Below are 13,532 nucleotides of genomic sequence, written 5' to 3' on the forward strand. Positions count from 1 at the left end.
CGTTTACCAGTTGCGACGCTTCAGGCGCAGCAATTCGCCTTCAAGGTCAGCGACGGCTTGAGCGCCATCTTTGGTGCCGGACAGCACGTCATGAGAGGTGCTAAAGAAGGCGTTGCTGACCCGGCCATAGGCACCGCCGGTAGGTGCAGAGGGGCGGGCAACCGCACTCGTGAAGGTGTCGTAGAGCGTGCCGAAGAAGGGCACCGCTTCCAGTACTTCCTGGTCCTGGTAGAGCGCATCGATGGTGGGGTTGTAGGACGCCTGAATGGCGCGACGTTTCTGCTCTTCTTCACCGGTCAGGTAAGCCACCAAATCCGCCGCAATGTCAGGATGCTCGCTGTAGCGCGACACGGCCAGGTTCCAGCCGCCCAGGCCCGCAGCGCTTTGGCCCTCTTCACCGCCAGCAGGCAGCTGCACGACGCCTACTTTGCCGCGTACGTCGCTGTCATCGCTTTGGGCCAGCGCCCAGGCGTAAGGCCAGTTGCGCATGAAGACGGCATTGCCGCCCTGGAAAACACCCCGTGCTTCCTCTTCGGTGTAGTTCAGCACGCCTTCCGGGGAGATGTCACCGATCCAAGAGGCAGCGAGATCCAGCGCTTGGGCAGCGCGCTCGTTGTTGATGGTCACTTCGCCGTCATTATCGACCACGGTACCGCCGCCAAAGCTGGCGACCCATTCCAAGGCGTTGACGGTCAGCCCTTCATAGGCGCGCCCTTGGAATACGAAGCCCTGCATGCGGCTGTTGCCCGCTTCACGCTCAGCGTTTTGAATATCGCGCGCAATCTCAGTCAGGTCTTGCCACGTGGTGGGCACCTCGTGGCCATGCTTTTCCAACAGGTCTTCCCGGTAGTAAAGCACCCCCGCATCGGTAAACCACGGCATGGCGACCAGACGATCATCGATGGTGTTGTTGACCACGATCGTCTCGAAATGGCCCGCGGCTGCGTCGTCACCCAATACCTCGCGAAGATCGAGCAGGTGATTGGCCAACAGGCCGGGCCACACCACGTCGATTTGCATGACGTCGATATCGCTGGAGTTGGCGGAGAGAATTTGTTGATAGAGAGACAGGCGCTCAGTGGATGAGTTGGGCGTTGAAACCACATCGACGCTGTGGCCGGTTTTCTCTTCCCAAGCGCGCACGCCTTCTTGGCAAAGGGTCAACTCTGCACCAACCGCACCACAGGAAATCGTCAGTTCGACCGCCTGGGCAGACCCGGTGGTACTGGCAAGACTGGCCAAAGCGATAGCTGAAGTGAGTAGTGTCTTTTTCATTACGGCGTTCCTCGGCGTTTATTGTTGTGGGTGATGGGGGATCAGAGCGCTTGTAGCGCCTACTTAAACGATTAAGTACGCTGCCAGTTAGCCGTCTGTCATCGTGAAGTTCAATAGAGACTTTTGTCTAATCTATTTCAATTCGGTTTCTCTAAGATAAATAGTGCTTTAGACATTGGTCGATAATTAGTAAAAGCTTGTTGGTTTACTAGCTCTTAATCGATTAAGTTTTAGTGGCTGTCGCTCTTCGGCTCAAAATAGAAGTTGCTTTGCAACATTATTCAAGGGAAGGCGGTGCCTGGAGCCAGCGTCACGATCAGAACAAAAATAGGATTTAAAATAGATTTAAAACAATGCACAAAATGACATTCAAGACACCATTAGCCATCGCCGTTGCCACTGCCAGCCTCGGACTTTGCGGTGTTGCCAACGCCGACACGACGATGGAAGAGCGCTTTGCCGAGCTAGAAGCGCGCATTGCGGCCGCCGAGCAGCGGGCTGAGGCTGCCGAGCGCCGCGCCGAGCTAGCCGAGCAAGGTCGTGGAACCGCGCCTGCATCCAGCGCCCCGGCTGCGGCGACTACCAATGCCGATATCGAAGAGCGCCTGGCCCGCGTCGAACGCCAGGCCAGCGGCGAAGAGGGCTTCTCGTTCAACGTGTATGCTCGTTCTGGCCTGTTGATCGGTGAAGATGGCAAAAGCGCACCGGGCGGCCCGTACCTAACGCCCGCCGGTGGTAATGGCGGCGCAGTGGGGCGTTTGGGTAACGAGCCGGACACCTACTCTGAAGCCATCCTGAACTACCGGATGCAGTTTGATAACGGTGCAAAAGCCCGCTACACCACGATGATTGCGGACAGTGTCAATACCAGCAACGACTGGACGGGAGATGAGTCCCAGCTCAACGTCCGTCAGGCCTATGCCGAGTTCAGCGACCTGCCCAGCTTCACCGGGGCCTTCGAAAATGCCTCCATCTGGGCGGGTAAGCGCTTCGACCGGGATAACTTCGACATCCACTGGCTCGATAGCGATGTAGTCTTCCTCGCCGGTACCGGTGGCGGTATCTATGATATGCAACTAGCCGATAACTGGACCTCTAACCTATCAATCTATGGACGCAGTTTCGCCGACTTTGATGTGGTTAGTAGCGAAAACCCAGGCCTCAAAGACGATACCGATAACTTGATCCTGACCTCCAACAATTACTTCGGTAATTGGCAGTGGATGGTTAACGGCATGTCCGCCGCCGATAACGACACCCGTAATATTGGCGCTGGGCAGGAAGCAGCCGAGAATGGCTTTCATACCATGGTGGCCTAACACGGCGACAGCTTCTTCGGCTTGGGTGAAGGTAACTTCAAAGCGGCGGTTCTGCATGGCCAAGGCTTGGGTGCCGAAGTGAAGGGGCTCGGTAGCAATGGTGATCTAACCGACGATGCCTCCACGACGCGTCTGGCCGTTTACGGTACAACCTATGTTGCTCCGAAGTGGCGCATTGCTCCCGCCATTCTGGCGGAAACCAGCGATGACCGTTTTGCTAGCGGTGACAGCTACGACTGGGCGACCCTGAACGTTCGTCTGGCGAACGAGATTAACCAGAACTTTGAAATGCAGTACGAAGCCAGCTACCAGTGGATGGATTTCAAACCGCAGGGCTACAGCGACCGCAACGCTGTCGATGGCGACTACATGAAGTTCACCATCGCCCCGACCTTCAAGCCGGAAGTTGGCGGGTTCTGGAAGCGTCCTGAAATTCGTCTGTTCACTCCTATAGCGACTGGGATGAGAGCCTGAACAGTTACGGTGGGAATTCACTACTTGGCAGCGATGGCTTTACTGGCGGTGAGTTCACCTTCGGCGTACAAACCGAGGTATGGTTCTAAGGGCGAACCACTCACTAGCAAGGCTGTTATTGATACGTTTGTTTCACCAATGCTGATTGCCCGCGATTCGTCGCGGGCTTTTTATTAGCCTAGGTTTACTAGGCTAGGTTTTGGGTAGTGAAAGGAGAGGGCCATGCCGCTGCTTCAAGAAAAGCTAAAAGCACCGCCGCTGCCACTGAGCGTCGTGGCAAGGCCGCGCCTGAACGATTTCTTCGCGTTGAACGAGCGGATACGCTTGCTGGTCGTGCAAGCGCCTTCGGGGTATGGCAAAACCACGCTGCTGGCGGAACGGCTACCGGCTCTGGAACAAGAGGCGGCCTGGCTTCGTTTGGATCAGCGCGATAACCAGCCCGAGCGCTTTTTGAGCTACTGGCAAGCGGCCATCCAGTCGCTGCTAGGCGACCATACGCCGCTGTCGCCTTTGGCCGAAGGGGCAGAGTGCGATGAGCAAGAGTGTGTTGAGCAGTTGGAGCGCTGGCTGGCCGAGCTGCCTGAACAGCGCGCAGCCTGCCGGTTGGTGGTGGATGAGTTTGAGCACCTTACCCATCCCGATATTTTAGCCGGGCTGGCCCACTGGCTACGCCACCAGCCACCCTGGCTGACCTTAACGCTGGCCAGCCGCTCCCGCCCTGCGTTGGGCCTTGCCAGCCTGCGGTTACGCGGCGAGCTTGAAGAGATCGACCTTAGCGCCCTGGCCTTCGATAGCGAAGAGGCGCAAACTCTCTGCGCCGAGCAGCTCAGTTTTCCGCCTACTCGGGTGAGCCTGGAGCGGGCGCTGCGTCGAAGCGGCGGCTGGGTGATGGCCCTGAACTGGCTGGTGGAGCGTACGACGACCCGCGCGGGATTCGATGCGCTGGTCGAGCGGCTAAACGGCGGTCATCCCGATTTCGTGGCGTGGTTCGATGAACGGCTGGCCGAGGCGCTGCCCCCTGAAGAGCGTGAACTCCTGCTGCAGCTTGGAGTGCTGGAGCGCTTTACCCCTGAATTGATGGCGCGCCTACTGGAGGGCGAGCGGCTTACCCAGCGGTTGGAAGCCTTTGAACAGGCGGGGCTATTTATCGAGCGGCCCGACCCTCACGCTCAGTGGTACCGCTTTCAACGGCTGTTTGGTGAGTACCTGCGCCACCGCCGTCACGAGCTAAGCTTGGCCACCCAGCGCACGCTGCACCAGCGGGCCAGCCAAGCCTGGCTAGCACTCAACGACCCGGTAATGGCGCTGCGACAAGCCATTTTGGCCGAATCGCCTGGCGATGTGGCTAGCCTGCTGGTTTCTCAAGGGCCTGCACTGCTTGCCAGCGGGGCCTACGCGCTGCTGGCTCAAGGGCTTGGGTTGCTGGGGGAGCCGCAAATCTCGACACGCCCAGAGCTGGTGCTGCTTTACGGCTGGGTATCCCACGCGCAGTTTCAGTTTGATATCACCGCACGGGTGATTAGCTGGATCGAAGCGCAGCTTGAGGTGCCCGAGTGGCAGGTGTTGAGCGCGGAGTTTGCCACCCTGCGTGCCCAGTTAGCGATCAATCAAGGCAACGCCGAGCGTGCCGCTCCGCTCGCCGAACAGGCGCTGGCCGTGCCCGCCCGCTATTTAGCCTCCACACCGCTGACCGCGACAGCCATTTTGAGCGAGGCGCGCTTTGTGCTGGGCTATCTGGATGAGTCGCTGCAGCGGGTGCGCGAGGTGGAGCGTCTGGCACGTCAGCGTGAGGATCATCAGCTGCTGCTGTGGTCGTTCTGCCATCAGTCGGAAACGCTGGTGGCCCAGGGGCGCTTGCAGGCTGCCTACGATATTCAAGAACGCGCCTTTGCCCACCTGGAGCGAGCAGAGCTTGAGCACCTGCCCGTGGCGGAATTTCTCTACCGGATTCGCAGCCAGGTGCTCTGGGAGTGGCACCGCCTGGATGAAGCCGAGCAGGCCGCGCTGAAAGGCATTGCCGTGCTGGATAACCAGGGCGAGCGCTGGACGCTGCAGTGCCATATTCAACTGGCCAAAATTGCCCAGAGTCGTGGCGATCAGGCCCAGTGCGCCGACCATATCCGGCGGTTGCGTAAAATCCTCGCCGAAGGCGATTACCATATCGACTGGGTGGCCAATGCCCACGCCACGCTGCTGGCCTGGTGGCACTCCACGCAAGACCTCGACGCGGTAGAGCGCTGGCGCCAAGAAGCGCCCGCTCCCGTTACCGAAGGGGCCACCAACCACTTTGCCCAATGCAACGTGCGCAACCACGCCCGAGCGCTCACGCTGTTGGGCCAGTGCGAGGAGGCCCGCACGCTTCTGGAAGCGCTCGAAGTGCATACTCAAAGACTAGGGCTGGTTACCGATGCCAACCGCAATCAGCTCTGCCTCGCGGCCGCTGCGTGGTCGGCTGGCCAGGAGACGCAAGCCCGCCACCACATGCATCAAGCGCTCAGCTTGGCTTCCCGTACCGCGCTGGTAGGCAGTTTTCTGCGCTTGGGGAAACCGCTTGGGGAACTGCTCAACGGCTTACTCGCCAGCGGCACGCTAGCGGCTTTAGAGCAGGCGAGGGCAGAACGGCTGTTGGCGCTGGCGGGCCAACAGAAGGATTTCGGCTGCGCCCGACGCTTAATGCTAGATGAAACGGTCATCGCGGATATTGTCGCGAGGCCCGACGTGCCAGAGCTGATCCGCACCTCGCCGCTGACCCGCCGCGAATGGCAAATCCTGGGGCTGATTCACGCCGGGCTCTCCAACGAACAGATTGCCGAGCAGCTCTCGGTAGCACCGACCACCATCAAAACCCATATCCGCAGCCTCTACCAAAAGCAGAATATCCGCCGCCGGGACGAGGCCATTGCCCTGGCCGGACAGCTCTTGGCGCATATCCAGGGGGAGTAAGGCGCCGTGTGACCACTCCTCCCCGGGCCTACGCCTGGTATGCCCAGTGGGGGAGGATTCTATCGAGCGGCGTAGCCTGCATCATGCCGACCATGGGTCATCTCTCTATTCATCGAGATGCCGACGGCAATAACAAGGACAAGGATCATGATGCAGACACCTTCTACTTCTCACTACGTTGGCAGCCAGGGGGCAGACTGGTGGCGCGGCGCGGTGATTTACCAAATCTACCCGCGCAGCTTTATGGATAGTAACGGCGACGGCATTGGCGATTTGAAAGGGGTAATCGATAAGCTCGACTACATCGCCTCACTGAACGTCGATGCGATTTGGCTGTCGCCGTTTTTTACCTCGCCGATGAAAGATTTCGGCTACGACATCAGCAGCTACCGCGATGTCGACCCCATGTTCGGCACGCTGGAAGACTTCGACCGCCTGGTCGAAGCGGCCCACGCGCGGGGGCTGAAAGTGACGATCGATCAGGTGATGTCCCACACCTCCGACCAGCACGCGTGGTTCGAAGAGAGCCGCCAAAGCCGCGACAACCCCAAAGCCGACTGGTACGTATGGGCCGACCCCAAACCCGACGGCGCGCCGCCCACCAACTGGCAGTCGGTATTCGGCGGCAGCGCGTGGCAGTGGGATACCCGCCGCTGCCAGTACTATCTGCATAACTTCCTGGCCAGCCAGCCGGACCTTAACTTCCGCACCCCTGCGGTAGTCGACGCCATGCTGGAAGAGGTGCGCTTCTGGTTGGAGCGCGGCGTGGATGGCTTCCGGCTGGATGCGGTGAATTTCTGCACCCACGGCGAGTTAAAAGACAACCCGCCGCGCCAGGAAATTATCGAGAGCTTCCTGGGCGTTCGCCCTGATAACCCCTACGGCTATCAGCTCCACCAATACGACAAAACCCAGCCGGAAAATCTGCTGTTTCTGGAGCGGCTGCGGGCGCTGCTGGATGAGTACCCCGGCACCACCAGCGTGGGCGAAGTGGGCGACGATGACGCGCTCGGCGTGATGGCGGAGTACTCCCAGGGCGGCAAGCGGCTGCACATGTGCTACTCGTTCAACCTGCTGACCGATAAAGCCGACCCCGGCTATTTGCACGAAACGCTTACTGAAATGGAAGCGCGCATTGGCGATGGCTGGCCCTGCTGGGCGTTGGGAAATCACGACGTAACGCGGCTAGCAACTCGCTGGCAGGCGGAAGGGCAGCTGGAGAAGCTGCGCCTCTATTTGGTGTTCCTGTTCAGCCAGCGGGGCAGCGTATGCCTCTATCAGGGCGAAGAGCTGGGTCTGCCCGAGGCGGAGCTGACCTTCGAGCAGCTTGTCGATCCGGCGGGCATCACCTTCTGGCCTGCTTATAAAGGTCGCGATGGCTGCCGCACCCCGCACCCCTGGCAGGCGGACGCCCGCCATGCGGGCTTTAGCAGCGCTACTCCCTGGCTGCCGGTGCCCGATTCCCACGCGAGCTTGGCAGTGGATCAACAAGAGCAAGATGCTGATTCTCTGCTCAATGCCTACCGCGCGTTTTTAGCCTTCCGCCGCACGCAGCCTGCGCTGGTTAAAGGCGACGTGCGCTATCACCCGGTACGCGATGAGGTGCTTTGCTTGGAGCGCACCTATCAGCAAACACGCCTGCTGGTGGCCCTGAACTTTAGCGATCAAACCGTGACCCGCCCGGCTCCCGAGGGTGCTGAAGCGCTGGGGGATGCGCCTAAGTGGCTAAACGGCGAGTGGCAAGCAGGTACGCTGACGCTGCCGCCGTTTGGGGTGGCGATTGCCCGCTGCCCGCAAACCCAGGAGGATGCGCCATGGGACGTTTAACCCTCAGCGGTATCGGTAAATCCTTCGATGGTGTCGAAATCTCACGAGATATCGACCTCACCATCGAAGACGGCGAGTTCGTCGTTTTCGTGGGCCCCTCCGGGTGCGGTAAATCCACGCTGCTACGCATGATCGCGGGCTTGGAGGACATCACCGCTGGGGATATGCAGCTCGATGGTCAGCGTATCAACGAGATACCGCCCCAGGAGCGGGACATCGGCATGGTGTTCCAATCCTATGCCCTCTACCCGCATATGAGCGTGGCCGAGAACATGGCGTTTGGCCTGAAGCTGGCGCGCACCGACAAAGCGGAAATTCGCCGCCGCGTGGAGCACGCTGCCGAGATGCTGCACCTCACCGAGCTTCTGGAGCGCAAGCCCAAAGACCTCTCCGGCGGCCAGCGCCAGCGGGTCGCTATTGGCCGCACCCTGGTCAAAGAGCCTGCAGTGTTTCTGTTCGACGAGCCGCTCTCCAATCTGGATGCCGCACTGCGCGTGGATATGCGGGTACAGATCGCCGCGCTGCACAAGCGCCTGAACGCCACCATGATCTACGTCACCCACGATCAGGTGGAGGCGATGACCCTGGCCGACCGTATCGTGCTGCTCTCGAAAGGACGTATTGCCCAGGTAGGCGCGCCGCTGTCGCTGTATCACTTTCCTACCACCTTGGAAGTCGCCGAGTTCATCGGCTCGCCGCGTATCAATACCCTGCCGGTAACGGTGGTCGACCCCGGCGAGCGTCAGACCGTGGTGCGCCTGCATAGCGGTGAAACGTTGCCGGTGGCAGTCAACGGTCAGCAGCTCCAGGCAGGCGATAGGGCCACCCTGGGACTGCGTGCCGAAGACTTCGTGGCGGCTGAGCAAGCGGATGCAACGCTGAGCGCGACCCTGATGGTGGCCGAAAAGCTGGGCTATGAAACTCTGGCCCACTGGCAGGTGGCGGGTATCGATACCCCTTTAACCCAGCGCCTGGATGGCCTGACGCGGCTGGAGGAGGGCCAGGTCTCGCGCTTGGGAATCGCAGGCCAGCGCTGCCATCTGTTTGACTCCAACGGCAACGCCTGCCCACGCCAAGTCACGGTGGATGGGGTAAGCCGATAATTTTTTAAATCATTAAACTCTTTTTAAAAAGAGTGCATCCAATCGGTCTCCTTGTGTGTATCCCCTATACAGCCGCTATTTAAAGCGGTTGATACAAAACCCAAGGAGACTGAAATGACCATCCAGCATACTCTTGCCGCTATCTTGATTGCATTCTTCAGTCACGTCGCGCTGGCTGACATGACGCCCGCCGACGTCCAAGTACCGGACGGCAACACCGTCGCTCTCGAATGCTGATTCGCCCAGCGATTCGCCTTCACCGCTATGTCTATTTCAAGCAGTTGCCGGACACCGACCAGGACGCGTAGACATACAACCCCATTCAACGCAGTTGGCTATCCTTACTGCCCCGACGATTGTAGCCACTATAAGCCGACTGCTTTTTGTCCAATTCACCTTGACACACCACACAGAGTCGAACGCCAGGAATAGCCTTGCGGCGTGCTTCGGGAATGGGGTCGCCACACTCCTCACAAAACTCAAGACTTTCGCCGCGGGGTAATTGGCTACGCGCACGCTGCACCGCATCCTCCAGCGTGCTCTCCATCTGCTCGTGTTCAGCGCCATCTTTCGCCCATCCACCCGCCATAATCGCGCTCCTCGCTTCAGCCAAGAACAATCTTTCAACATAGCAGTAACGAGAAGAACGCACCATCAGTCCAAAAACCTAACTCCTTGGGCCGCCAATGGGCTTCTTAGCATGAACGATCACGGCAGTAGTTACGACGGTAGTGCTAAAGATTACCTAACCCATAAAAAACCGGCGCTGATGAGCGCCGGTCATGAGCAACATGCTCAAGCGAGGAAACAGCCTAGTAAGTTCCTGCTTAACCCTTCACACCCCCTGCGGTTAAACCGCCGATAATCCAGCGTTGGCAGATCAAAAACGCCACGGTAATCGGTAGGCCGGAGAGAACAGCAGCGGCGGCGAAGTTACCCCAGCGCTGGTTGTGGTCGGCTAGGTACTGCTGGGCACCCACGGCGAGCGTCAGCTTGTGCTCGTCGACCAACAGTACCGAGGCCATGGGGTACTCCATAATGCTCATCACAAACGCCAGAATGAACACCACCATCAAGATTGGGATAGAGAGCGGCAGCAGAATGTAGCGAAACGCTTGCCAAGTGCTGGCGCCATCCACCATGGCAGCTTCCTCAAGCGAGCCATCGATGGATTCGAAATAACCTTTGATCGTCCAGATATGCAGCGCTACCGCACCCAGCGAAGCCACAATCAGCGCGCCGTGCGTATTGATGCCTAGCCAACCGACGAACTGCCCCAGCCGGTCAAAGAGGGCATACAGTGCCACCAGTGAGAGCACCGCTGGGAACATCTGAAAAATCAGCATACCTTTGAGCAGCGGCGCTTTGCCCTTGAAGTGCATGCGGGCAAACGCGTAGGCGCTGGTGGTAGCGAGCATGAGAATCAGCACCGACGACACCACCGCCACCTTGATGGAGTTCCACAGCCAGAGCAGCACGGGGAAGGGCGGCTGCACTACGGTGCCGTCTGGCCGCTCCCAAGGAATCCCCAGCGCCAGCGACCAGTGCTCCAGCGAGAAATTTTCTGGAATCAGGCTGCCGGTGGCAAAGTTGCCCTCGCGAAATGAAATCGAGATGACCAGCAGCAGCGGAAAGACAATCAGCGATACAAAGCAGATCAGCGCTAAGTGCGCCCCTAGGCGGCGCACACCAACGGAGCGGGGTTGAACCATGGCCATGTGTAACCTCCTATACCTTCACTTTGGAAAGGCGCAAATTGAGCAGCGACATGCCCGCCACCAGCAGGAAAATCAGTGTGGCAATGGCCGCCGCGAGGCCGAAGTTCTGTCCGGCATCCTGGAAGGCGATGCGGTAGGTGTAGCTCACCAGCAGGTCGGTGGTGCCCGCCGGGGTGCTGGCGCCCAGAATGTCCGGGTTGCCACCCGTGAGCAGCGCGATCAGCACGAAGTTATTAAAGTTGAACGCAAAGGCGGCAATCAGCAGCGGCGTGAGCGGCTTGATGATCAGCGGCAGGGTGATTTTGAACAGGTTGGTGAGCGGGCCACCGCCGTCTACCGCCGAGGCTTCGTATAAATCCTGGGGAATGGCCTGAATCAAGCCCATGCAGAGCAGTAGCATGTAGGGGTAGCCTAACCAGGTGTTCACGATCAGCAGCATGCTGCGTGCCATCCACGGGTCGGTAAACCACTCGGGGCGCACCCCAAACAAGGTGTCCAGAATCATGTTCACTTCGCCAAAGTGCTGGTTGAACATGCCTTTGAAAATCAGAATCGAGATAAACGCTGGCACCGCATAGGGCAGAATCAGCAGCGTACGGTAAATGGCCTTGCCTTTGAGTTGATCCCACTGCAGCAGTGACGCCAGTACGAAACCGACAGCCAGGGTAAACACCACGGTGAGGGCGGCAAATACGAAGGTCCACACAAAAATCTGCATGAACGGGCCGCGAATGTCCGGGTCGGTAAAAATCTGGGTGTAGTTGGCTAAGCCTATGTTCACTGGCCAGCCGGGGGTGATTTGCTCGCCGTCGTCAGCCACGAAAAACCCAATGCTGGGGTCGGGCGTGAGCAGCCGCTCATCGCGACGGTCATATAGCGCGCCATCCTCGCGGGCTTCGTAGCGGTTCACCATCGGAGCAAACTGGCGCAAGCCCGCCATACGCAGTTCGCTGCCGTCTGGAGTGACCAGCCGCAAGCCTTGCAGGGCATCCCGTGCTTGAATAACGGCCCGCATGCCCAGCGCTTCCTGTGCGGGTGGGGCATCGGTGGCCTGAACGCCAATCTGGCGGTTTTCCTGATTGGCCAAATTGAGTGGGGAAGACACGAACCGCTGGCCCTGAGGGCTCTCTAAATAGAGCCGTACCAAATCACCTTCGGGGTAGAGCGCTAGGTCAAAGGCGTTACCCTCCGCTTGATAGGTTTGGCTCATGAGCTGGTCGCGCACCCGCTCTTCCGAGAGCAGGTTGGTGGAGCTGTAGTTGCTGAAGCTGATCCCGAAGGTGTAGATCAGTGGAAAAATGACGAACACCCCCAGCCCTGCCACGGCTGGGAAAATATAGCGGTGGCTCATCAGCGAACGCTTGGTGAAGACCACGCCCAGCGAGCCGCCGAGAAGCAGAAACAGCAGTGCGAACATCCACTGGCCGTTCAAATGAAAGGCCAAGACTAACCAAAGTAGCGCAATCACCAAAACAGCAATCACGCCACGCATGGCCCAGCGTGTGTAGCGTTCAGTAAGATGGCGAGAGCGATGGCGGGGAAGGCCACGAGACGCGTTGGTGGTATACATGATGGCTTCCTGAAAGCTGCCCAGCGGCTAATGCCGCTGGGCAGATGGGCAAAAAAGAGAGGCTACTGACGCATGCGCCGTGCAGCGGCATCCAGCGCTTCCTGGGGCGATTGGCGCCCGCTGCCGATGTTTTGCAGCGCTGGCTCCATGGCGGCCCAGAACGCACCCATTTCAGGAATGTTGGGCATCGGCATGCCCACTTCGGCGTTTTCCAGCGTAGCGGCAATGTTGGGGTTATCCGCCAGCTCCGCCTGATAGTTGATATGGGCAACCGCACCCAGCGAACCATCGCTGTTGAAGGTGCGCATACCCTCTTCGCTGAGCAGGTAGTTCTCTAAAAACTCCACCGCCAGGAAGTCGTTGGGCGTGGCGGAGTTGATCATCGCGGCCGTCACGCCAAACATCGGTCGGGCGCGCTCGTCGCCTACCCGGGGCAGCAGCGCCACGCCATAATCGATGCCGCTGCGCTCCAGGTTGGGCCACGCCCAGGGGCCGCTGATCATGGTAGCGACTTCGCCCCGGTTGAAGCGAGTATCCATCAGGTTGTAGTCGGTGCCCCGGGGCACTACGCCGCTATCGATCAGCTCCACCAGCAGCTCGGCCCCCTGTAGGGCACCGGCATTGTTGACCCCAATGTCGCTGACATCATAGCCGCTATCGGTTTGCTTGAACGGGTAACCGCCGTTGGCGGCCAGCAGGGTCCAGCCATAATAGGGCTCGCTGTAGTCGAACAGGATGGCCTTTTTACCCTCGGGGGCCAGGGTGGCGTCCAGTTCGATCAGTTCCGCGAAGCTGTCGGGCGGGGTATCCACTAACGCCTTGTTATAAATCAGCCCAAGGGATTCCACGGAAATCGGGTAGGCATAGGTATCGCCGTTCCACAGCGCGGCTTCCCAGGTGAAGTCGTAGAACGCTTCACGGAAGCTGTCGCTGGGTGCAATCGGTTTGAGTAGGCCGCTCTGTGCCCATTCACCCATGCGGTCGTGGGCCCAAATCACGATATCCGGCCCTTGGCCGCTGCCTGCCGCCTGCTGGAAGCGGTCGGTCAGGTTGTCCGGAAACACGACTTCCACTTCGATGCCGGTCTCTTCTAAGAACTGGTCGGCGACCGCGCGGATGCCTTCCTGGCCTTTATTGTCGCCCATCCAGATGGTTAAACGGTCATCCTCAAAGGCGAAGGCGGGGAGTGTGGCGGTGGCTGCTAGCGTAGCGGCGAGCAGCGGCGTGAAAAATGGACGAACCATTGCCATGATGTGCATACCTCGTTGTGACGTTGTTGTTGTCGGGCACGTTCGTTGTTGGA

The 13,532-nt window shown here is 59.3% G+C and carries 9 protein-coding genes and 1 pseudogene; 5 read left to right on the top strand and 5 right to left on the bottom strand.

Going from position 1 to position 13,532, the window contains the following annotated elements; all coding sequences use genetic code 11:
- Positions 1-3 precede the first annotated feature (3 nt).
- Positions 4-1,275, bottom strand: a complete 1,272-nt coding sequence (locus L1249_RS10250; RefSeq protein WP_228168881.1) for an ABC transporter substrate-binding protein — start codon at positions 1,273-1,275, stop codon at positions 4-6.
- A 353-nt stretch (positions 1,276-1,628) separates the two neighbouring features.
- Between L1249_RS10250 and L1249_RS10255 the strand changes: the two are divergent.
- From L1249_RS10255 to L1249_RS17490, 5 genes and pseudogenes are all read left to right on the top strand, one after another.
- Positions 1,629-3,157 (top strand): annotated as a pseudogene (locus tag L1249_RS10255) (carbohydrate porin).
- 133 nt (positions 3,158-3,290) lie between these two features.
- Complete coding sequence (gene malT, locus L1249_RS10260; RefSeq protein WP_089675458.1) at positions 3,291-6,011, top strand: HTH-type transcriptional regulator MalT; 2,721 nt, start codon at positions 3,291-3,293, stop codon at positions 6,009-6,011.
- A gap of 147 nt (positions 6,012-6,158) precedes the next feature.
- Entirely contained in the window at positions 6,159-7,838 is a 1,680-nt protein-coding gene (locus tag L1249_RS10265; RefSeq protein WP_235253557.1) for an alpha-amylase family glycosyl hydrolase, read from the top strand.
- The gene (gene ugpC, locus L1249_RS10270; RefSeq protein ID WP_235253558.1) at positions 7,826-8,941 is read left to right on the top strand and encodes a sn-glycerol-3-phosphate ABC transporter ATP-binding protein UgpC; all 1,116 of its coding nucleotides are present in this window, start codon (positions 7,826-7,828) and stop codon (positions 8,939-8,941) included. Before L1249_RS10265 ends, ugpC begins: the two co-directional genes overlap by 13 nt.
- 114 nt (positions 8,942-9,055) lie before the next feature.
- Positions 9,056-9,178: a hypothetical protein gene (locus L1249_RS17490; protein ID WP_268825193.1), complete on the top strand. Its 123-nt coding sequence runs from the start codon at positions 9,056-9,058 to the stop codon at positions 9,176-9,178.
- An 85-nt stretch (positions 9,179-9,263) separates the two neighbouring features.
- Here the strand turns inward: L1249_RS17490 and L1249_RS10275 are convergent, their stop codons facing one another.
- The 4 genes from L1249_RS10275 to malE form a co-directional block, all read right to left on the bottom strand.
- A complete protein-coding gene (locus L1249_RS10275; RefSeq protein ID WP_044629374.1) occupies positions 9,264-9,530 on the bottom strand; it encodes a DksA/TraR family C4-type zinc finger protein in 267 nt (88 codons plus the stop codon).
- A gap of 238 nt (positions 9,531-9,768) precedes the next feature.
- Entirely contained in the window at positions 9,769-10,659 is an 891-nt protein-coding gene (gene malG, locus L1249_RS10280; RefSeq protein WP_044629373.1) for a maltose ABC transporter permease MalG, read from the bottom strand.
- Between the two features lie 10 nt (positions 10,660-10,669).
- On the bottom strand, positions 10,670-12,229 hold the full coding sequence (gene malF, locus L1249_RS10285; protein WP_235253559.1) for a maltose ABC transporter permease MalF: 1,560 nt from the start codon (positions 12,227-12,229) through the stop codon (positions 10,670-10,672).
- A gap of 62 nt (positions 12,230-12,291) precedes the next feature.
- Positions 12,292-13,479 carry a maltose/maltodextrin ABC transporter substrate-binding protein MalE gene (malE, locus tag L1249_RS10290; protein ID WP_235253560.1) on the bottom strand — a complete coding sequence of 396 codons (1,188 nt, stop codon included), beginning with the start codon at positions 13,477-13,479 and terminating at the stop codon, positions 12,292-12,294.
- Between the last annotated feature and the right edge of the window lie 53 nt (positions 13,480-13,532).

Origin of the sequence: Halomonas sp. Cn5-12 (genome assembly GCF_021532545.1) — a bacterium.
Classification (GTDB): Bacteria; Pseudomonadota; Gammaproteobacteria; order Pseudomonadales; family Halomonadaceae; genus Vreelandella; species Vreelandella aquamarina.